This window comes from Acanthopleuribacter pedis (genome assembly GCF_017377855.1).
GTDB classification, from domain to species: Bacteria; Acidobacteriota; Holophagae; order Acanthopleuribacterales; family Acanthopleuribacteraceae; genus Acanthopleuribacter; species Acanthopleuribacter pedis.
This window is the reverse complement of sequence record NZ_JAFREP010000001.1, coordinates 247201-267058: the sequence shown is the minus strand read 5'-3', so window position 1 is coordinate 267058 and position 19858 is coordinate 247201. Positions and strand designations below refer to the sequence as shown.

Annotated in this window: 19 protein-coding genes; 6 read left to right on the top strand and 13 right to left on the bottom strand. The window is 56.4% G+C overall.

What is annotated here, in order from left to right; translation table 11 throughout:
- Window positions 1-261 precede the first annotated feature (261 nt).
- The gene (locus J3U88_RS00865; protein WP_207856226.1) at window positions 262-768 is read left to right on the top strand and encodes a hypothetical protein; all 507 of its coding nucleotides are present in this window, start codon (window positions 262-264) and stop codon (window positions 766-768) included.
- Between the two features lie 19 nt (window positions 769-787).
- Here J3U88_RS00865 and J3U88_RS00860 read toward each other — a convergent pair whose 3' ends face one another.
- Window positions 788-2131: an HD domain-containing protein gene (locus tag J3U88_RS00860; RefSeq protein ID WP_207856225.1), complete on the bottom strand. Its 1344-nt coding sequence runs from the start codon at window positions 2129-2131 to the stop codon at window positions 788-790.
- 784 nt (window positions 2132-2915) lie between these two features.
- Here J3U88_RS00860 and J3U88_RS00855 point away from each other — a divergent pair.
- Entirely contained in the window at window positions 2916-3620 is a 705-nt protein-coding gene (locus J3U88_RS00855; protein ID WP_207856224.1) for an energy transducer TonB, read from the top strand.
- Between the two features lie 545 nt (window positions 3621-4165).
- On the opposite strand, the gene J3U88_RS00850 is transcribed toward J3U88_RS00855, so the two are convergent.
- Entirely contained in the window at window positions 4166-4492 is a 327-nt protein-coding gene (locus J3U88_RS00850) for a winged helix-turn-helix transcriptional regulator (protein WP_207856223.1), read from the bottom strand.
- 282 nt (window positions 4493-4774) lie between these two features.
- On the opposite strand from J3U88_RS00850, the gene J3U88_RS00845 reads away from it, so the two are divergent.
- Window positions 4775-5506 carry a hypothetical protein gene (locus J3U88_RS00845; RefSeq protein ID WP_207856222.1) on the top strand — a complete coding sequence of 244 codons (732 nt, stop codon included), beginning with the start codon at window positions 4775-4777 and terminating at the stop codon, window positions 5504-5506.
- Window positions 5507-5552: 46 nt separating this feature from the next.
- Here J3U88_RS00845 and J3U88_RS00840 read toward each other — a convergent pair whose 3' ends face one another.
- From J3U88_RS00840 to J3U88_RS00820, 5 genes are all read right to left on the bottom strand, one after another.
- Window positions 5553-6671 carry a DegT/DnrJ/EryC1/StrS family aminotransferase gene (locus tag J3U88_RS00840; protein WP_207856221.1) on the bottom strand — a complete coding sequence of 373 codons (1119 nt, stop codon included), beginning with the start codon at window positions 6669-6671 and terminating at the stop codon, window positions 5553-5555.
- 111 nt (window positions 6672-6782) lie between these two features.
- Window positions 6783-7064 (bottom strand): acylphosphatase, encoded by a 282-nt coding sequence (locus J3U88_RS00835; RefSeq protein ID WP_207856220.1) that lies wholly within the window; start codon window positions 7062-7064, stop codon window positions 6783-6785.
- 1 nt (window position 7065) lies between these two features.
- On the bottom strand, window positions 7066-7500 hold the full coding sequence (locus J3U88_RS00830) for a threonyl-tRNA synthetase editing domain-containing protein (protein ID WP_207856219.1): 435 nt from the start codon (window positions 7498-7500) through the stop codon (window positions 7066-7068).
- Between the two features lie 65 nt (window positions 7501-7565).
- On the bottom strand, window positions 7566-8330 hold the full coding sequence (locus tag J3U88_RS00825) for a carbonic anhydrase (protein ID WP_207856218.1): 765 nt from the start codon (window positions 8328-8330) through the stop codon (window positions 7566-7568).
- A gap of 194 nt (window positions 8331-8524) precedes the next feature.
- Complete coding sequence (locus J3U88_RS00820; protein WP_207856217.1) at window positions 8525-9595, bottom strand: DUF2333 family protein; 1071 nt, start codon at window positions 9593-9595, stop codon at window positions 8525-8527.
- A gap of 550 nt (window positions 9596-10145) precedes the next feature.
- On the opposite strand from J3U88_RS00820, the gene thrS reads away from it, so the two are divergent.
- The 3 genes from thrS (at window position 10146) to J3U88_RS00805 (ending at window position 14386) form a co-directional block, all read left to right on the top strand.
- On the top strand, window positions 10146-11975 hold the full coding sequence (gene thrS / locus J3U88_RS00815; protein WP_207856216.1) for a threonine--tRNA ligase: 1830 nt from the start codon (window positions 10146-10148) through the stop codon (window positions 11973-11975).
- A gap of 30 nt (window positions 11976-12005) precedes the next feature.
- Window positions 12006-13100, top strand: a complete 1095-nt coding sequence (locus tag J3U88_RS00810) for an L-threonylcarbamoyladenylate synthase (protein ID WP_207856215.1) — start codon at window positions 12006-12008, stop codon at window positions 13098-13100.
- Window positions 13101-13195: 95 nt separating this feature from the next.
- Complete coding sequence (locus J3U88_RS00805) at window positions 13196-14386, top strand: PP2C family protein-serine/threonine phosphatase (protein WP_207856214.1); 1191 nt, start codon at window positions 13196-13198, stop codon at window positions 14384-14386.
- A gap of 24 nt (window positions 14387-14410) precedes the next feature.
- Here J3U88_RS00805 and J3U88_RS00800 read toward each other — a convergent pair whose 3' ends face one another.
- From J3U88_RS00800 to J3U88_RS00775, 6 genes are all read right to left on the bottom strand, one after another.
- Window positions 14411-15343: an ADP-ribosylglycohydrolase family protein gene (locus J3U88_RS00800; protein ID WP_207856213.1), complete on the bottom strand. Its 933-nt coding sequence runs from the start codon at window positions 15341-15343 to the stop codon at window positions 14411-14413.
- 106 nt (window positions 15344-15449) lie between these two features.
- Window positions 15450-16379: a tRNA epoxyqueuosine(34) reductase QueG gene (queG, locus tag J3U88_RS00795; RefSeq protein WP_207856212.1), complete on the bottom strand. Its 930-nt coding sequence runs from the start codon at window positions 16377-16379 to the stop codon at window positions 15450-15452.
- A 13-nt stretch (window positions 16380-16392) separates the two neighbouring features.
- The gene (locus tag J3U88_RS00790; RefSeq protein WP_207856211.1) at window positions 16393-17289 is read right to left on the bottom strand and encodes a DMT family transporter; all 897 of its coding nucleotides are present in this window, start codon (window positions 17287-17289) and stop codon (window positions 16393-16395) included.
- Window positions 17290-17386: 97 nt separating this feature from the next.
- Window positions 17387-17899: a TFIIB-type zinc ribbon-containing protein gene (locus J3U88_RS00785; protein ID WP_207856210.1), complete on the bottom strand. Its 513-nt coding sequence runs from the start codon at window positions 17897-17899 to the stop codon at window positions 17387-17389.
- 96 nt (window positions 17900-17995) lie between these two features.
- On the bottom strand, window positions 17996-18850 hold the full coding sequence (locus J3U88_RS00780) for a sulfurtransferase (protein WP_207856209.1): 855 nt from the start codon (window positions 18848-18850) through the stop codon (window positions 17996-17998).
- Between the two features lie 85 nt (window positions 18851-18935).
- A complete protein-coding gene (locus J3U88_RS00775) occupies window positions 18936-19682 on the bottom strand; it encodes an SIR2 family NAD-dependent protein deacylase (RefSeq protein WP_207856208.1) in 747 nt (248 codons plus the stop codon).
- Window positions 19683-19858: the final 176 nt, after the last annotated feature.

Below are 19858 nucleotides of genomic sequence, written 5' to 3'. Positions count from 1 at the left end.
TCAACCCAATGCCGGGTTTTACGGTGAACCAAATTCGCCGTCCGCGGTGAGCGCGGTCGACAGCCCTTAAGAGCGGCGCCCCATGATGATCTTACGCGGATTTTTTGGGAACCGAGGTGCGCGGGACCAAGCCAACACCGACTTTCCCGCAAAAAAGAAAGCGGTTAACGCACAGCAGCAAGCTTCAAATTTAGGTAATTGATGTAAGAAACAGACGATGCCAAACGCCAACGCCCTGCTTTCCCACAGCGAGGTGCATTTGTGTTGACCGATAAAAAAATTCTTCTCGGCCTTTTTCTTGTGTGCTTGAGTTCCCTAATCTTTGCCGGGGATCGGGCACCAACCGGCGACGCGGCGGAACCGGCCCTTTTCTTTGTCAAAAACCACTCGGCCATGGGGCTGCAGCCCGGAAACCTGGTATTAATTGGACGAGAACCCATCGGCGAAGTAACGGCTTTGGACCTCGCCGAGGACGGCGAAATCCTGATCACCTTTAAAACGTGGCGCACCTTTCAGAACAGCCTCTTGGACAATATGTTGGTGTATATCCGCAAAAACAAACGCAGCGCCAAGGTGGTGTTCGTTCCCAAACAAGGCGGTCGGGTGGGTGAACGGGTACCGGCGGGTACCATGTTCCATGCGGCCAAAAAACACCATGTTTGGAACCGCCGCTACGTGGGCAACCCTTCGCGCAACGTCGCGGGCAAAGTCTCACGCGGGGTAAGCAACCTCCGCGGCGGCGGCAACAGCGCGGAACAGGACCACTAGGATCCGACGCGGTTTTAACCTAAAAACCCAGGGTTAATTGCCCCCGGTTAAACAACGCCAATTGGTTCGGCAAACCGATTTCACGTTCCAAGAATTTGCCGGCCTTTACAAAAAGATGCTCGTATTGCGGGCTCATAAATAAATAGAACTTCCACAAAGCCTGGTGTCGATTGTTCAGTGCTTCCAACTCGGGGTGCTTAAAATCGCCCAGGCTTTTTAACGGTCCGGCGCTGACGCGAACCATCACCCTGGCCGCCTTCAAACGCATGTGTATATCCGGCGCATACAGAATGATGGCCGAGGTGGGAATGTTGAGGTGCCGCGCCAAACGTTTTTCCAGCTCGGCACGCGCGCCGTTTTGGTTGCGATGAAACTCGTTTTGAAAACGGGTCATATACTCGGGCGCGGGATGGCTCAGGTCCAAAGGATTCTTGGCAACCATGTAAACCCGTTTGTACAACTTACGGGCCAGGAAACAGTCGAGCAAGGGACGGTAGGGACGAATTTTTCGGACACGCTGCTCGAGAATGTACAGAAAGCTGTCGTCGCGCAAGTGGTACAGCTCCTCAACCTCGATCCGTCCTTTTTCCAACAGGACCTCAAGCAAACGCGAAAGCATGGCACCGGACACCATTTTGGTGTGATGGAAGTACACCCGTTCGGTCAAACTGTAGCGTATACGGAGCAGGTTCACCAATTCGGACCAAGCGTCTTGGCGAAAACCATTTTCGCTGTAGAGATCAAAACAGAGCTGGTTCTGTTCAAGGTGCAGGTAATTAAGCAAGCGATCATCATAGGCCAGTTGAAGCCCGGTAAAGAAAGCGTCGCGCTTAAGGTAATCGAGAAGATCGGAACAAATAGGGCCGGCCACCAATTGATAGGCAAAGGGATGGGCCTGCTTCTCCCCTTCTAAAAAGAAGCGGACCAAATCCTGTTGCAAGCCAAGCTGCGCCAGCACATCACCCAAAGCGCCTTGCTCAAGAAAAAAACGCAAGCGCTCGCTGCTGTCGTCGTGGGCGGGCAGAATCCGCCGCTCGTCTTCAAAGGTATGCCCGAAGGGGATATGGGTAATATCGTGTAACAGAGCGGCGGCGGCGATGAGTCGCGCCAAATCCTCGTCAATGGGATCGGGCATGCCGGCCGTTTTAGCGCGCTGATTGATAAATGCGGTCATGCGTTTGACCATGAAGCAGGTGCCCAGAGAATGATCGAACCGACTATGGACCGCCCCGGGAAAAACAAGGTTAGAGGTCCCTAACTGGCGGATGCCCCGCATGCGCTGAAACTGGGGCGTATCGATCATCATCATTTCTTCACGGGTAAAGCGCATGTCGCCGTGAACAGGGTCGCGAATGGTTTTCAAGCTACCTCCCGAACGCAACCTGCATTCAAACAAGTTTCGGGGAAGCATGCAAGTGCACCGGGCGCCCACGCGCAAAAGCCCAAAACTTTTAGGATGCGGGTCGCGGAAAAAGATCTCAAGCTCTTTTTCCGGCTTTCGGCTCATTTTTACATACACCTCAAAAAAAAGCGCTTAGGTCGCGCCATCTGTAAAAAAACAGCAAACCTCCCTGCTCTTTTTCGTAACAACAAAATCCTGAACTTTATCCCGCCCAAATCCCAAGCCGACAACATCCCAAACAAATGCAACTTTTCCAAGCACTTAGCGGTTTGTTTCACAAGAACAGGTAACACTTTACGTTTTTTTTCTCGGTGTTTACACTAAGATTCCTATTTTTCCATTAGCATAATTTCACCAGCTAAGCTTTAGATGCATGATCTTCTCTGATCGATTTCATATAGGTTTCCTTTTACCTAAATACAAATCGTTATTTGGGTTTTTATCACGTCAAGTCATCTTCATTTCATTCATTCCGGCTTGATTTTTAACAGAAACATCCTTGGTCCCTAACAAACAACGCAAACATCGTTCGGCACCCATCCCCTGCCGTTGCCGCCGTGCTTCAGCATGTGTCCACCAACGAAAACGGGCGTTTGGCCAGGACTTTTATTGTCCAAAGGCCGCGGTGTCTCCTGATGATTGTGTTGTTCCTATTGATGATCGAGTGGACCAAACCGCGTCCATTTAAATTGCCCGACCCCGCAATTCGCGGCGATGCCGTGTCGGCCCTACGTTAGAGGAACGAATGATGCGAGAACCTGATTCTTCCCATAGTATTCATTTTGATATTGCCTTTGCCCGCCAGAAGCAACAAGACACGTTGCCCAAGAAAGCCTTACTGGCGACATTGATATTAACGCTGGTGCTGATTCACACCCCGATGGCGCAATCGCGCCACGAGGTGGTCCATGAAGCTGATGCGCCCGCCCCCAATAACCGAACGATTCTCAAGGTAGAACACAAAATCGTTTACAACCAGCCCACTATTCAGCGCCGAAGGAATAAACGGCCGATGCCGGACCCGACGCCGCGGGAGCCTGAGTTGGTCCAAGTGGCGGATCAGGAATTGCCGGATGTGGATGTTGCGATTTTTAACGATTTCACGTTTAGCGAAGACGACTTCCCCGACGCACCCCCGGTATCCTCGGTCCTCGAGCAGGATGCCCTCGGTTTAGCGCCGCCGGTCATCACCAAACGGGTACCACCCCAATACCCCAAACCGGCGCTGCGGGTAGGCCTTCAAGGATATGTAATTGTCGAAGCGATCATGCGCGCCGACGGTACCCTAACGAATGTTCGGGTGTTGCGTGGGCTGGGTAAAGGCCGTTTCGGATTCGAGGACGCCGCACGTAAAGCACTAGAGCAATGGGAGTTTTTACCAGGAGAACTCAACGGCGGAAAGGTGGATGTCCGCATGACGCTCAAAATCGATTTCAGCTTGTCACGCTGATTCATTCGGTCTGTCGGTCTTTGCGTCACCACTTGGTGTGTGTGGGCACAGTCACGAAGCCAGTCCCGGTAAGCCTTGTTCCGTAACGCTGCTTTTGACGGCGGCTCAAACCTAAAGTGAGCGATTTTTGGCGGCGCACTCGCGCAACCAGCTGGGCTACAAAGTGCAGTAAAAATGCGCGACGTACTTTCCAAGTACGCGTCGTGCGCGACCCCGGTGCGCTTTTTCCAACACTTTTCGCTCCAGTCCTCGGCGCGTCCTGCGCCGATACTTACGCGATTGCATCCACCCGAATCGAACACTTTAGGTCAAAGCCTCTGCCGTCAGAACACCCAATCCCGCGGCGACGGAAAGACCGGCAGTCCCAATGAACGATCACCCTTTTCACCCGGCTCGGTGGGGCTCCCGCTCGGCGCAAGGACGTGCAAATGGACCGGCACCCTTTGTGAGCGGGATCCCACCGGCCGGCTTTTTTTATGCCTGCCGGTCGCATTCATCCCCCGGCGCCTAAAACCTAGGATTTGCGTCACAGGGACCGCCTTAGATTAAGTATCGGCGCCAAAGTGACGCCTCTGTAACTGCTCGATCGATTCAAGAATAGCCACAAAAGAGCGCCCAAAATCGGTGAGCTGATACTCCACTCTCGGGGGCACCTCGGGAAAGATGGTTTTTTCAAGAACACCATACCGTTTGAGTTTGGCCAGTCGCTGGTTCAAAACCTTGGTCGTCAGGCCGTCTTCCTCTCGGACCATTGCGCCTGGCCGATTAATGCCGCGTTTGACCATGTCGATCACGGATAACGACCATTTACAGCCTACAACATCCTCAATCATTCTTTTGACACTGGGGGTCCCCGTTTTTTCCACCGTCACAAACCTCCGGGGAATCGCAATTGCGACCCTTTGGTAACCTAGCTTACCGCAAAGTGCCTACTTTTCGATGCTGGGTTCGCGCCGCATAATCGCGCTGTCGCCGAGGGAAGACGCGCCGGCCGCCTTCCCCCGCCAGACCATACACAGAACCCAACAAGCATCGGAGACAAAAGTTGCCCGATCCTGCTTCGGCGAAAAAGGGTTTACCCCCGGTCGAAACGCGATCCGTTGACGCGCAACGTTTGAATCTCGCTTGTGCGGTCACTTTTCAGGAGCATCCTCATGGTTCACTTTGTAAAAATCTTCCTCTTAGCCGGCCTCTGCCTTCCCCTCGCCGCAACCGACACGGGCGTGGCTTACCACACCCCCGACATGCGCATCCGCGATACCGTGGTTCGTTACCATGCGAACCTCGACCTGCTTGTTTTCTCTCTGCGTGTCCAAGGACGCGCGGGCCGCACGCAACCCCGGGCCAACGGCGAACTCAACGGCGCCCCGGTATTGGGTTACGTCTTCCCAACAACCCTGGCCCCGCGCGACGTCGGTTTTATCGCGGAGGACGGTTTGGTCGCTCTGGCGGTTACGGCTCACCCCGATTTCGACGACACCCCGCTCTGGGACGAAAACAACAACGGCGACTACGCGGACGACGGCCCCGAATGGCACACCCACTGGGTCCTTCTGGAAGAAGACAGCCGTGTGCCGGGGGGACTCGCGGTACGGGAAATTGCAACGGAAGATGCGGCCACGGTGCTCCCACCAACCAACCCCGGCATGCCCATGTACATGGATTCACCCGGCTTCGGGCTTTCGTTTTCCAACCGGACGCTCCACGTCCTAGTCCCCGCCCAACGGGTGAGCGGGAACCTGTTCTTCAACTACGACGCGGTCGCGGTGTTCATGCGTGTGGATACCAACCCCGAAAAGCCGCTGCTCGGCGTGTACCAGGTCTACAGCACCGCTTCTGAAGATTTATCCCTGCCCTACGGTATCCGCAACGGCCGCCTCAAATGAGGCTAACGGGTATCCCGTCGACCGTCACCGGCGACGGGATCCTCGTCTAAGCGTTGTTCAGCACTTCGGCGACACGATCAACCTGATCTTCGGTCAGGAAGGGGGTCATCGGCAAACTGAAGATCTTGCGGGAGGCTTCCTCGGAGACGGGGAAATCACCTTCCTTGTAACCGTAATGATCGAAGGCCGGCTGGAGATGGAGGCAGCGCGGATAGTAAATCACGCTGGGGATGTTTTCCGCCTTGAGTTTGGCCATGAGGTCGTCGCGTTGCTCACTCAGAACCGAATATTGGGCCCAGGAACAATAAGTGCCGTCGGGAACCACGGGCGTTTTTACGGTTTTCAACTTTTGACCGTACCAAGCGGCAACGCGGTTGCGACCTTCCAACTCGGCCGGGAAAGCGGCCAGCTTAACCAGAAGAATGGCGGCCTGCAAGGAGTCGAGGCGCCCGTTAATACCGACCCGCACATTTTCGTAGCGGTGATGGCCCATGCCGTGCTCGCGAATGGACTTGAACAAGGTTTTCAGCTCGGCATCGTTGGTGAAAACGGCACCACCATCCCCATAACCACCCAAGGGTTTTGCGGGGTAAAAACTGGTGGCGGCGGCATGTCCAAAGGCACCGGCGGCACGGTCGCCGTGCCGCGCACCCAAGGCCTGGGCCGCGTCCTCAAGCACCTGCAAATCATGGGCTTTGGCGATGGGTTCAATGCGGGTGTAGTCGGCACAGAGGCCGAACAAATCAACCGGTATGACGGCCTTGGGCTTGAGTTCCCCCTCGGTTTTGACGCGCTGGATCGCCTGTTCCAGGGCGACGGGATCCATGTTGAAGGTGTCGGGGTCGATATCGACAAAAACCGGTGTCGCACCCAACAAGGCGATCACCTCGGCGGTGGCAATAAAGGTAAAAGGGGTCGTAAAAACGGCATCGCCCGGCTGGATCCCCCACGCCATCAAGGGGATCAGCAACGCATCAGTCCCACTGGAACAAGCCACGACGTGTTCCGCGCCGGAGAACTCGGCCAACTTGGCTTCCAACTCATCGACCTCGGGACCGTTGATGTAACGGCCGTGGTCGAGCACGGCGTCAATTCGCTCGCGGATTTGGGATTCAAGTTGCTGGTACTGGGTGCGAAGATCCACAAAGGGAATGCCTTGACTCATAAGAAAGGTACCTCGTCCAAATGTCGGTTCGACCGTGCGCAACGGTGCGCCCTCATCATACACCCAGCCCGCACCGCGAACCAAGAACGGAGCGGGGAAAACCAAATCGCCTCAGCGACGCACCTGAAATTCGGGGCCGGGATTCGGTTCGACGGTTGTTTGGGTCTCAACCTGATCGACACGACTATAGGGCGGCCCTTGGTGAAGCGCCTGGATAAACGCCTGCAGCGGGGCGACCTCGGCGACGGCAAAACCGGAGACGGTGCCGTCGGCTTCGTTTTTTACCCAACCACGAATGCCCAAACGACGGGCGGTGGTCTGGGTGAAATAACGAAAACCAACCCCCTGCACACGACCATGGACACGAAAAGCCAGGCCTTCAACCTCTTCCATCTCAGCCTCCGTCACCGCCGGCGGGCGGCCCAATTTCTTTAAACACTTTGCCCAAGGATTCGCCATAAACGGAAAGTTGCCAAGCGCAGGTGTACCCAAAGGGGGTTTGTAGGACGCGGTAGCCTACCGCCGCCAAGCGCGCCTCGGCGGCGCGCATGGTTTCCTGGGTAAAACCGGGGTCGGCGTTGGTCGCGGCGAGATGGGCGAAGGAATGCAGCACCACGGTTTTTAGGTCGCGTTTGTTGGCCAGCCATTTGATGTGTTTCACGAGTTTGGTGACCAGCTTGGGGTTGGCTTCATCAAAAGCCTCGGCGTGTAAGAACACGACAACAGCTTCCTCGGCGGTGCCGGTCACCTGGGCGGCGTCACTGTCGTCCAGGGTTTTTTGATAGGGCTGCCACGAAAAGGCGTGTGCCATGTACATCAACAGTTTCATAGAACCTCGGTTGGTTTGGAAAACGCATCGCCCTGGAGCGACACGTTTTCCAGAAACAAAGCAGTTTATTTGCCGCCACAAAAGACGACGGATCGCGCGTGAAGGGGTTGCAAAGGGCGGTTGTTTCCACCGTGGATATCGGTAAAGGCTTTGATTTGGGCCTTGGACAAGGTGACCGGCGCGGCCATGACATTCCAAAGCACACCCTCACTGCAAGGCGGGGTGGTCAGGGAACCGTCGTAGCGGTAGAGGTCGTGTTTGGCGGGCAACAGGTCGGCGGGCTGGATGCTGACGTTTTTGTGGTCTTGGGGCGCCCCTTTATCGGCGGGCAGATGCTGCCAAGCCTTGCCGATCATGTCGTTGGCGGCACCTTCTTCAATCAAAACACCAACCACGGCCAGACGCCCGTTTTTGTCGGCATGAACGTAGTGGGCGACCATGGCAAACAGCTTGCCGTCGACGGCGTGTTCGCTGGGCGCGTGAAAGTGGATTTGCAGGAGATTGTATTGCGTGCCCGCGATGGTCATGGAACTTTTGGAAGCGGGGTCGATGTTGAGTTGGATGGTGTGACCGTTGTTCACAATTTGAAGCGGCGATGGATGGTAGTTAAAGGTGATCGACTGGGCCGATTTTTTAAACTGACCGGTGATGTCAATGGGCGATTGTTCTTTGCCTTCACCGCAGGGTTTGTAAGCGGGATCCAACTTACCCCAATGATCGGCGGCGGTGTCGCCGGTATAAGACCAAGGAGCATGGGATTTTTCCCCCGCGGAAAGCAGGAAACAGGACAGGAAACACAAGGTCGCCAAAATCAATCGAAACGATGTCATGAGAGACACTCCATATTTAAGGAAGATGGTTGCCGCGAATCACGCGCCGTTCTCACCCCTTTCGTTTGGCAAGAGGGTCGAAGCTACGATGCGACGCGCGAATGCAGAAAACCCGGTGACTCAAAACCAAAGACACCGGGCAAAATCAACCTTACAATGATCTCATAAAACCCTTTCGAGGAACCATCGGCGGCTTAGCCGTCGGTGAGCAAGGCGCGCATGTCGATCAGGGCGGCATTGGCGCGGGAAATATAGGAAGCCATGACCAACGAGTGGTTTGCAAAAAAACCAAAACCGTTGCCGTTGAGAATCATCGGGCTCCAAACAGGCTGCTGGGTTGCTTCCAGCTCCAAGATAATTTGCTGAAGCAAGGCTTTGGCGTTTTTGTCTTCCAGGACATCGGCGAAATCAACCTCAATCGCCTTGAGAAAATGGATCAGGGCCCAGGTGGAACCACGCGCCTCGTAAAACACATCGTCGAGTTCCAGCCAGGGCGTTTTGTGGCCACGCGTCACCGCGGGCCGCGTGGATTGACCGGCGTTGGGATCCCCCGCCAAATCAATGTTGACACGGGTTGGGCCGACACTGGCACTCAGCCGCTGCGACAAACCGCCCAAGCGTTTCTCCACAATGGTGAGGTAATCGCGCAAGTTATCGGCGCGGGCATAGAATTGGGTATCGGGGTTTTGCTGCTGGGACAATCCTTGAATATAGGTGTGGAGATGGCTCAAAGCCTCGCGGTACTGTGATTCGGAGGCGGGCAAAACCCAGGAATTGTTGTCGTAATTGAAAAGGGGTTCGGCGGCGGCCAGCGAAGGATTTTCCAGGGACTGGGTGCGCGAGCGGGACAAATCATTGCGCAGGGAGCGGGTCAAATCACGAACCTGCACCAATACCCCAAATTCCCAGTTGGGCATGTTATCGAGAAAAATGGAGGGGGGTGTGCGGTCATTGCTCAAATAACCACCGGGTTTGTCGAGCAAGGTTTCACCGACCTGAATCAAGGTAGCGGTGGTCACGGAACCGGTGACCACATTGCGACCCTGGGTGGACTTGAACAAGGCGGGGCTGGCGCGCACGTCAAAGGCAAGCGGCTCACGACTCCAGTACCAACCGAGCCCGCCCAAACCGAGGAGCAACAGCAGCATCAGAGCGGAAGCGAGCTTGACCCCTTTGGCGCCGCGGGGAAAGGCGCGAAAGATAGAGGCACAACCGGCACCAAACGCGGCACCAACTTTCTTGAGCATCTGGGCAACTTTATTCATAGGGGAAACTCCTTCGCTGAAATAACCATCACAGCATCGTCAGGGGTGGTCGCGCGGGGACAGCCGTGGCTCAAGGCGCGGAACAGGTTACCATCGGGCCGACCTGGATTGAAAAAACCGGGTCAGATTGAAAAGGGGCGCATAAGCGAGGTGTCCAAAGGGGAAAAGGGCGATTCAAGATCATCCAAGCAAACTCTCGGGAATCATTCAACCTAAGAAACATGAATCTTGGAAGGAAGGCGTCACCCATGTTTCGCGGCCCCATGTGATTCGTGATGCGCCGCACCGCGACACGACCGTCTTGACCCGTGGGCACGCGGGAAACGAGGCTCATGGTCGGCACCAAGGCTTTCGGGGCGAAGCGCTGACAAAATAAGGTTGTTTTGTGCAATAATGCATGTTTCTGTCGGGAAGGGGCTTTCGGCAAGATGCCGAAAAAAAACCTCACCTTCGCTAATCCATTCATTTCATGCGGATTAACCCCACGCTAGCGAAGCGGCGTAGCAGGACCCGACAGCAACAGGGACATCGTTTTTTCGGGAGATCGACCATGCTAAAAGAAGTGGATGAAAACAGTTTTCTATACAAGATGCGACACTCACTGTCGCACGTTCTGGCTCAAGCGGTTCAGGAGTACCGCCCCGGAACCAAACTCGGTTTCGGCCCGCCGATTCACAACGGCTTTTATTACGACTTTTTGTTGCCGGAACCGATCACACCCGACGATTTGCCCAAGATTGAAAAAATCATGCGCCGCATTATCAAAAGTAAACAAGAATTCTCCTACGAGGAGCTGCCGGCGTCGGAAGCCTTGGAGCGCATCGCCTCCGAGATGAAGGAACCCCACAAGCTCGAATACGCCCAAGAGCTGATCACCAAACACGAGCTGGAGACGCTGACCTTCTACCGCAACGGTCCCTTCCTGGACATGTGCGAAGGGCCTCATGTGGAAAACACGAGCAAATTGCCGCAGGACGGCTTCAGCCTGGACAGCATCGCCTCGGCCTATTGGCGCGGTGACGAGAAAAACGTGCAGCTCACGCGGATTTACGCATTGGCGTTCACCAACCGCAAAGAACTAAAAGCCTATAAGCAGAAAAAAGAAGAAGCGCTCAAAAACGACCACCGCAAGCTGGGCCTGGAATTCGACCTGTTCCACATCGACGACGAGGTGGGCAAAGGCCTGCCGCTGTGGTTGCCGAACGGCACAATTCTGCGCGACGAACTGGAAAAACTCGCGGCTGAACTGGAATTTAAAGACGGCTATAAAAAGGTCGCCACACCGCATATCACCAAAGAAGCGCTTTACTACACCTCGGGCCACCTTCCCTTTTATGAGGAAGGCATGTACCCGCCGATGGTGCTGGAAGAAACGCGTTTGAATGAGGAAGGTCAGGAAGAAAACCACCAAGAACGGTACTTCCTCAAGCCGATGAACTGCCCGCACCACCACAAAATTTTCGGCTCTCGCCCCCGTTCTTACCGCGACTTGCCGCTGCGCTTCACGGAGTACGGCACGGTTTACCGCTTCGAACGTTCCGGCGCCTTGCAGGGTTTGACCCGCGTGCGCGGCATGACCATGAACGACGCGCACATTTACTGCACCAAAGAGCAGATCAAGGAAGAATTCATCCGCGTGATGGAGTTACACAAAAAGTTGTACGACATCTTCGGCTTTAAGGATTACTACTTCCGCCTGAGCATGCGCGACAAAGAAAACACCAAAGGCAAATACGTCGAAAACGAAGAAGCCTGGGACTATTCCGAGCGTCTCATTAAAGAGGCCATGGACGAATTCGGCGCCCCCTACCGCGTCGAAGAAGGCGAAGCGGCGTTTTACGGTCCGAAGGTCGACATTCAGTTCCTGACGGTTGCCGACCGTGAGTTCACGGTGTCCACCAACCAATTGGACTTCGCGGTACCCCCACGCTTTAACTTGAAGTACATCGGCGCGGACAACCAGGAGCACACGCCGTTCTGTATTCACCGCGCGCCGCTCGGCACCCACGAACGCTTCATTGCCTTTCTGATCGAGCACTACGGTGGCGCCTTCCCCACGTGGCTGGCCCCGGTTCAGGTCAAGGTGATCCCCATCAGCGAAAAGTTCGCCGATTACGCCAAAAAGGTCGAGGAAGAACTGCTCGGCGACATGGTTCGCGCCGAGATCGACAACTCCAGCGAGACCTTTAACAAAAAGGTGCGCACCAACACGGTTCGTCGCATTCCGATCCTGCTGATCATCGGCGAACGGGAAATGTTGGAGGAAACGGTCACGGTTCGCCGATACAAGATTAAGCAACAGAAAACGATGCCGTTCTCCGAATTCCGCACGATGCTGGCGAGCGAAATCAAAGAACGCCGCCACGTTTTGGAATGGTAGGCGCTCGCTAGGTCCAAGAGGCAAGTCACCATGACATTTGAAACCCGCTTGCACGTGATCGATCAACCCAGCGTCGACCACCCGGCCATTGCCGAGGCGGCGGCGCTGTTGCAAGCGGGTTCAGTGGTGGCTTTTCCGACGGAAACGGTTTACGGTCTCGGCGCGGATTGCACCAGCGCGGCGGCGGTGGCCCGAATCTACGTGGCCAAAAACCGGCCGAACGACAATCCGGTCATCGTCCACGTGGCAGAACGCGACCAACTATCGAATTTCTGCATAGACACGGATGAACGGGTTAGTATTCTAGCCAAAGCCTTTTGGCCAGGACCTTTGACCTTGATTTTGAAGGCCAAGCCGCACCTGCGTGACACGGTGTGTCGCGGCCTGGATACGGTCGGTATTCGCGTACCGGCACACCCCACGGCCTTTGCCCTGCTCAAAAAAAGCGGTCTGGGTTTGGCGGCCCCCAGCGCCAACATCTCGGGAAAACCAAGTCCCACCAAAGCCAAACACGTGTGGAACGATCTCAACGGCCGCATCCCGATGATTCTCGACGGTGGCCCCTGCCGCGTCGGCATTGAGTCAACGGTGCTCGACCTATCCCAACCCCAAGCGGCGGTTTTGCGGCCTGGCTGGATCACAGGCGCGCAACTGGACGAGGTGCTGGGCAGCCCGGTAACCCGCGAGGCCGACCTCAAACAGGCCCACCGTTCACCGGGCACCCGTTACCGTCACTACAGTCCCGACGCGGCTTTGTTTGTGCTTGCGCCCGACGTCGGCGACGCGGCCTTCAACACCCTGCAACACTTAATTCTCAAGCAGAAGGGCACCAAGCTGGGTTATATCGGAACACGCCGCCACCTGGTAACCGACGCGCCCAGCACCCACTTTTATGGCGATGACGGTGTCGATTCATTGATTCACGACCTGTACATGAACCTCCGTCAAATGGACGAGGAAGGTGTGAGCCATATCCTGATCGACGGATGCGGCGAGGTTGGACACGGCCGCTCGCTGATGGATCGGTTAAGGCGCGCGGCAACGGTTGTCTTGGTTTCCGACCAGGATGTCACCGCTTTTTGTCTCAAGCTATCCACGGAATGGGCGATTGATAGTAATACCTGATCCCGCGCAGAAACGCTTCTGAATCCCCACATCAACGGAAGCCCGAACTTCCCCCGCGACATGGGAGCCGGTAACCGCGAAACGGGTGGCTAGGTATGAAGATCCTCATTGCCGAAGATGACCGCATCACGCTCAAGATGTTAACCCATCATTTGGAGCGCTGGGGCCACACCGTGCTCACGGCCGACGACGGCGAGCGCGCCTGGGAATTGCTCAACCGGCACCAAGACATTTTTCTGTTGATTACCGATTGGATGATGCCGCGCATGAACGGTCTGCAACTGTGCCGGCTGGTGCGGGGCCTCAAGCGGGACCGGCACATTCACATTATTATGCTGTCCGCCAAAGAAGAGAAAAGCGATCTGCTGGAGGGCATGGAAGCGGGCGCCGACGCCTTCATCCACAAACCCTTAAACCTGATGGAATTCAAAGCCCAGTTAAGGGTCGCCGAACGCATTACGCGCCTGGAAGCCAAGCTCTCGGAACGCTTTAGGGATCTTCAAAAGGCGCATGAAGAACTCCAACACGACCTAGAGGCGGCGGGCAAAATCCAACGTTCCTTATTGCCGGATCGCACCCCCAACATTCGCGGCGTCCAGCCGGCGTGGGCGTTTCAATCATGTGAGGCGGTCGCGGGCGACATGCTCAACATTTTTTATTTGGACGAACACCGCATGGGCATGTACATCCTCGACGTTTCGGGACACGGGGTGCAAGCGGCGTTGCTGTCGGTTTCACTCAGCCGGGTGCTCACCCCGTTTGCCCAATACGGGGGCATCCTCAAACGCCGGCTGAACCATCCACCCTACTACGAAATCCCGGACGTCATCGAGGTCGCCAAAACCCTCAACCGCCGCTTTCCGGTGATGGAACAGAGCGGTCAGTTTTTTACCTTTCTCTATGGGATTCTCGATTTGGCGTGCGGCCGTTTTCGCTTTGTGCGCGCGGGTCACCCCGGTCCCTTATTTGTCAGCCACAAAACCATCCAAACCTTCGAGGACGGTGGCGGCCCGCCCATCGGCATTTTTGATGATCCCAACTACGAGGCTGAGGAAATCGAGATGCACTCGGGCGATTACCTGATCGCCTACACGGATGGATTGGTTGAAACGGCCAACGAAGCAGGCGCCTTGTTCGGCGATTCCAAACTCATGCAATTGCTGAAATATTGTGCCTATCCCGGCGCGGAGACAGCCATTGCCGACATCCTCAGCCACGTGAAACGGTTCGCAGGCAAAAAGCCGTTCGACGACGACATGAGCATGGTCGGCTTCACCTTGGATTAAGCCGGACGCCGTATTACAAACCGCTCACGCGGCTCGTTTTTGCGCCAATGAGAACAACGCCTCGGCGTACTGTTCAATGGTCTCACCCATTACCAGCTTGGCCCGCCAGCTTGAGGGAATTTGGGTGTGCCCGTAAAACGCGCCCGCCAACTGCCCGTAAATGGCGGCGGTGGTATCGGCGTCCTCACCCAAGTTCGCGGCGGCGAGGCAACCGCTCTCAAACGAATCACCGTGGTAAAAAGCCCACAAGGCGGCCTCCAGCGAAGCAACCACATAGCCGGCACCACGAATATCGGGCGGTGCCTTGAGTTTATAGCTGCCCCGCGCCACGGCTTCGATTTTTGGCGCCAAAGGTTCCTCGTGCCAGATACCTGGCTCAGGTTCGTACATCGGCGCCAGTAAGGTCTCGCGATCCTCGCCACGTAAGGCGCCAATGAGCAGGCCACACAAGTAACGACAGGCGTCAACCGCCTCGCGCGCGCCGTGGGTGGTACGACTGGAATCCGCGGCGGCGGGCAAGGCTTCGCGCGGGGCGTTGCAAAAAAACATGGGCACGGGGGCAAGCCGCATCAACGAACCATTGCCGGCGGTATTGGCGTTGGTGGAGCCGGAGAACGCATTTCCGGTGCGTTCGAACCGATGCAAGGCGGCGCGTACGGTGTTGCCGATATCGAAACACACGCCGGTGCTGCTCAGGTAGCCGTCACGGTACCAACGCAGATAACGGGTAAGCTGGTCAACCGGATCCAAGGCTCGCCGCTGAATCAAACTCTCGGCCAGACACAAGGCCATCGAGGTGTCGTCGGTCCATGCACCGGCCTTGAGTTGGAACACCCCGCCACCCACCATATCGCGCACGGGAATAAACGAGCCGGGTGACTTGAACTCCACGGTGGTTCCCAAGGCGTCACCACAGGCCAGACCGACCAGTGCGCCCAAAAAACGCGCTTTCTCCATAGGTTCCCCTTTCCAACCCAAGCATGGATGGACCAAACAAGCCGCCCACCCGCGATCCTCATTGGGAATATGACCAGGTTATCGGCGCGCGCGGAACAAAAGATAATTATTCGTTTTTCGATTGCAAATGCTCGAGATTTCGCTGAATGCCCGCGATTTTGGTGCGCTTGATGGGCGACTTGCGAAAGGTCGCGCTAAAGTCGGCCTGCTCCATGGCGGCAAGCCCCTCCTCGGTCAGTTCCCCGTAGGCCTCGCGCGGCAAAAAGGCGGGTTCCGCGGTAGGCTGAGAGAATTTATTGGGCCAAGGACACACCTCTTGGCAGATATCGCAGCCAAACAGCCAATCGGAAAAATCAGGGGCATCCTCAAAAGGCCCGCGATGTTCGATGGTCAAGTAGCTGATGCATTTGCGGGCGTCAACGACGCCGTCGGCAACAATGGCGTCGGTGGGACAGGCGTCAATACAGGCGCGGCACGAACCACAGAAATCGAGATGGGGTGTGCCGTAGGGAACCCGCAAGGTGGTGACCATCGACGCCAAAAACAGGTAACTCCCCTCGCGGCGGCTGATCAAATTCCCATTTTTGCCAATCCAACCCAAGCCACTTTCTTGGGCCCAATACCGTTCCAGGACGGGCCCGGTATCGACATAATGGCGCGTGGCCGAATCGGGAACCCGCTCGCTCAGCCAAGCGGTGCATAACTTCAGTTTTTTGAGAATAACGTCGTGGTAATCGTCACCACAGGCGTAACGCGCCAGCTTCTTACCGGCCAAGGTAACCGGTTCGGGATGGTAGGGCATGGTCAAAACGATGATCGAGCGCGCCTCGGGCACCACCAAACGTGGGTCGAGTCGTTTTTCCAGACCGCGTGCGTACCAGTGCATGTCGGCATGGTGGCCGGCGGCTACCCAATCCTTCACGGCCTGGGCCCGTTTGACGGGCTGGACGGGCGCGGCGGCCACATCCGAAAACCCAAGCGACAAAACAAATTGGCGAAAGGCGGCCCAGGCGGGCGAGTCTAGCGCGTGTTCCATGGTCACCCCCCTTTTATCTGGGCGGCGTGTTGCGTGCTTCAAGCCGTTGCACGTAACGCCGCCGCAGAAACAAGCCGATATCGATCACCAAAATGCTGCTAATTGAAACGGCCGCGGCCAACTCGGCCGAGGTGAGAGAATCACCGATCACCCACCCACCGATCATGCCGTAAACGACTTCGAGGGAAAGCAGCAAACCCACGGTCGGTGCCGCCAACACCTGCATGCTTGCATTGTAAAGGGCGTACGCAAGACCGGTACACAACAAACCCAGGCCGAGTGCATAAGCCCAGGCAACCGGGGTTTGCGGCCACCAAGGGCTGCTGCAAAACAGAAGCGTGACAGGAATCGCGCCGGCCATCTCAAGGGTGGTAATCAGGACCGGCGATTCCTTTTGAACCCAAACGCGGTTGCACAAAACGAGGACGGCAAACAGAAGATAGGAAAACACCATCCAGGCAAAACCCAGCCAAAGATGCTCGCGCTCCCAGTTGCCGGCCATGGCCAAGAGCGCGAACCCAATCAAGCTAAAGCCCATGGCCCACAGGGTTTTGGTTTGTAGGCGTTCCTTCAAAACAAGACGCGCGGCCAGGGCGACAATCAGCGGTTCCAATCCGATGGAGGCGCTGCCCAGCATCACCCCCAATAGCTTCATGCCGTGAAAAAAGGCAAACCAATGCACCCCGAGCACGGCGCCCATGGCAAAGGCGCCCAGTGCGATCGGCCACGGCGGCAAACGGCGATCTTTGGCAAAAACGAGCCAATAAAGACCGAGGATCACCGCGCCGAAACTGACGCGGTAGCCGGCCGCCAGCCAAGCGTCAAAGCCGGAGGCGACCGCAAGAACCCCGGCGATCCCCATAAAAAAGACGGCGATGTGTGCGTTCAACAGCGCGAGATTGGCAGTCAAAGAAGCCTCAAAACGAACCTACCGACAATGGACCTTCCAAAACATCGGATCAAACGCGCGCTGACTTGAACCCCGCGGGTTCAGGGCGCCCGTCGGTTCAGATGCTGAAGGTAGGAAAGGCGCGCAACAAACGGTCTCCCAACAGTTTCAAAGCGGTTACCAAATGGCCGGCGGCTTCAATAGAGTTCTCGTCGTCGTCGAAAATTTTGGCCGCTTCACCGGCGGCGATTTTGAGGTAGGTCCCCACCGAGTCCGCCTCTTGGGCCCGTTCGATGTGCTCCAACAATTTTTCTTCCTCGCCGCTGTGAACCCAAAGGTCTTGGGTCACCGGATCACCGTAAATGATGATGTTCATAAACTGCTTGTCGCGAACCTCGAGCAAAGGCGTGTGGGTCTCGGGATTAATCAGCGGCGACTGGATGACGGAATAACGGTCGTGGTCGCTCCAGATGTTCATATCCACCTCACCCAAACCGGCGACGGCGGCAACGACCTTTTCAAGCTCACCCTTGGGATAAAGGGTGCCGTGATCCTCGGGACAACGCCAACACTCAAACACCTTGTGCTGGACGTGGTCCAAGGGGGACAAACATTCCGGGCAAAGTTTCATGATTTAGCCTCCATCAAGGGCGTTCTGGGAAACCCAACTTATGGCGTGGGTCCTTGGCGCGGAGCCCCTTACCATAGCAGGAAAAGCCCGGCGATGCTAATGCCGCGGCGGCACAACCGGACGCGATGGATCGGTAATCCAATCACTCCAAGAACCCACGTACAACTTGGCGGGGCAAAGACCCGCGGTCACCATCGCCAGGACGTGGTGTGCGGCGGTCACTCCTGAACCGCAATAAACAATACAGTCCTGGGTATCAAAACCGGCCAATTGGGTAGCGTACCGTTCGCGCAAGGCTTGCGGCGACAAAAAGGTCCGGTCCTCGCCGAGGTTTTCGGTGAACGGCATGTTCACCGCGCCGGGAATGTGACCGGCAATGGGATCAATGTGTTCTTCTTCACCGAGATAACGCTTGGCGGCACGGGCATCAATTAAGGTACGTTTGGGATCCTCCAGAACCGCCAACACATCGAGTGCGTCGGCCACCAACTCGGGTTGCGCCAAACCGGCAAAATTACCCGGTTCCTCGCTCGGTTCCTCACCCCGCGCCGTCGGCATCCCTGCCGCCAGCCAGTGGGACCAACCGCCGTCCAGCACGTAGGTGTCCTCGTGGCCGAGGTAATACAGCAACCACCAAAGCCGTGCCGCAATGGCCCCACCCATATCGTCGTAAGCCACGACTTTCGACTCGCGATGAATCCCCAGCTTGCACAGACTCGCATTGAGCTCTTTGAGTTTGGGCAAGGGATGGCGACCGGTAATACCCGCTTCAAAGGCGCCCGACAGGTCCAAGTCGAGATGGGCATAGCGCGCCCCGGGAATATGGGCCTCGAGATAATCACGATAGCCCTGTTCGGAATTGTTAATGGAAAAGCGGCAATCGACAAACAACCAATCATCGAGTTGATCGGGGTCAAAGTCGGCGGCTTGAAACAGCGTACGACGGGTCATGGCGGGCCTCCGGTAGCGGGGTTGGTACAAACAGAACACGCGAAGCGGGGAATTTATGCCGCCGAGACACCGGGCGGACGCACGATCAATCAGGCCAGGTCTGCTTGACCAAAGCCGGCAGAACCGAACCGGAGGGGCCGCGCAGGACAAAGGAAACAGCAGAGGAATGAGGGGTTTCGCCGGGATTAATTTCCACGGTTAAGCCACCGTTGCGCAGGGTTTCCCCAATCAACGAAGCGGCGGGAAATACCACGGAGGAAGTGCCGATGGAGAAAAAGACGTCGCATTCCGCGGCGGCAATCGCGGCTTGCGCCAAAGCGCCCGGTGGTAGGTTTTCGCCAAACCAAACCACATCGGGTCGCAACAAACTGTTGGTGGCGGGACATCGCGGCGGCACCTCGCCGGTCTCCGCCCATTCGGTGACGATTTGGTTGTCGTCAAAACGTTTGGTACGGTGGATGTTGCCGTGCAATTCAATCACCTTTTCGCTGCCGGCCGTTTGGTGCAGGCCGTCGATGTTCTGGGTGACCAATAACAATTCGGGAACCTTGGCGGCCATGGCAACCAAGGCATGGTGCCCGGGATTGGGCTCGGCTTTTCCCGCCAGCTCCCGCCGCCAAGCGTACCAATTCCAAACCAGTTCGGGGTTGGCGATAAAAGCTTGGGGCGTCGCGAGTTCCTCCGGTCGGTATTTGGCCCACAAACCGGTTTGGGCGTCACGGAAGGTGGCCAGGCCACTTTCTGCTGAAACGCCGGCCCCGGTTAGGGCGACCACTTTCTTGGCCGCACGCAACTTTTCAGACAATTCGGTGGGGATGGTTAGCTCTTCCATCGGGAACCCCTTTTTTTTACGCGATTGGTCTGGTTTAAGAAAAAAGTGAGTTGTCCATTTTACCTTATCCGCTCCCGCGAAACACCCCTATTCCGCGGGAAGCAAAGGCGCGAACATCACGCCGTAAGGGGCGCCGAAAAGAAGCCGCCCCGGCCTGCGCTTTCGGTTAAGATAAA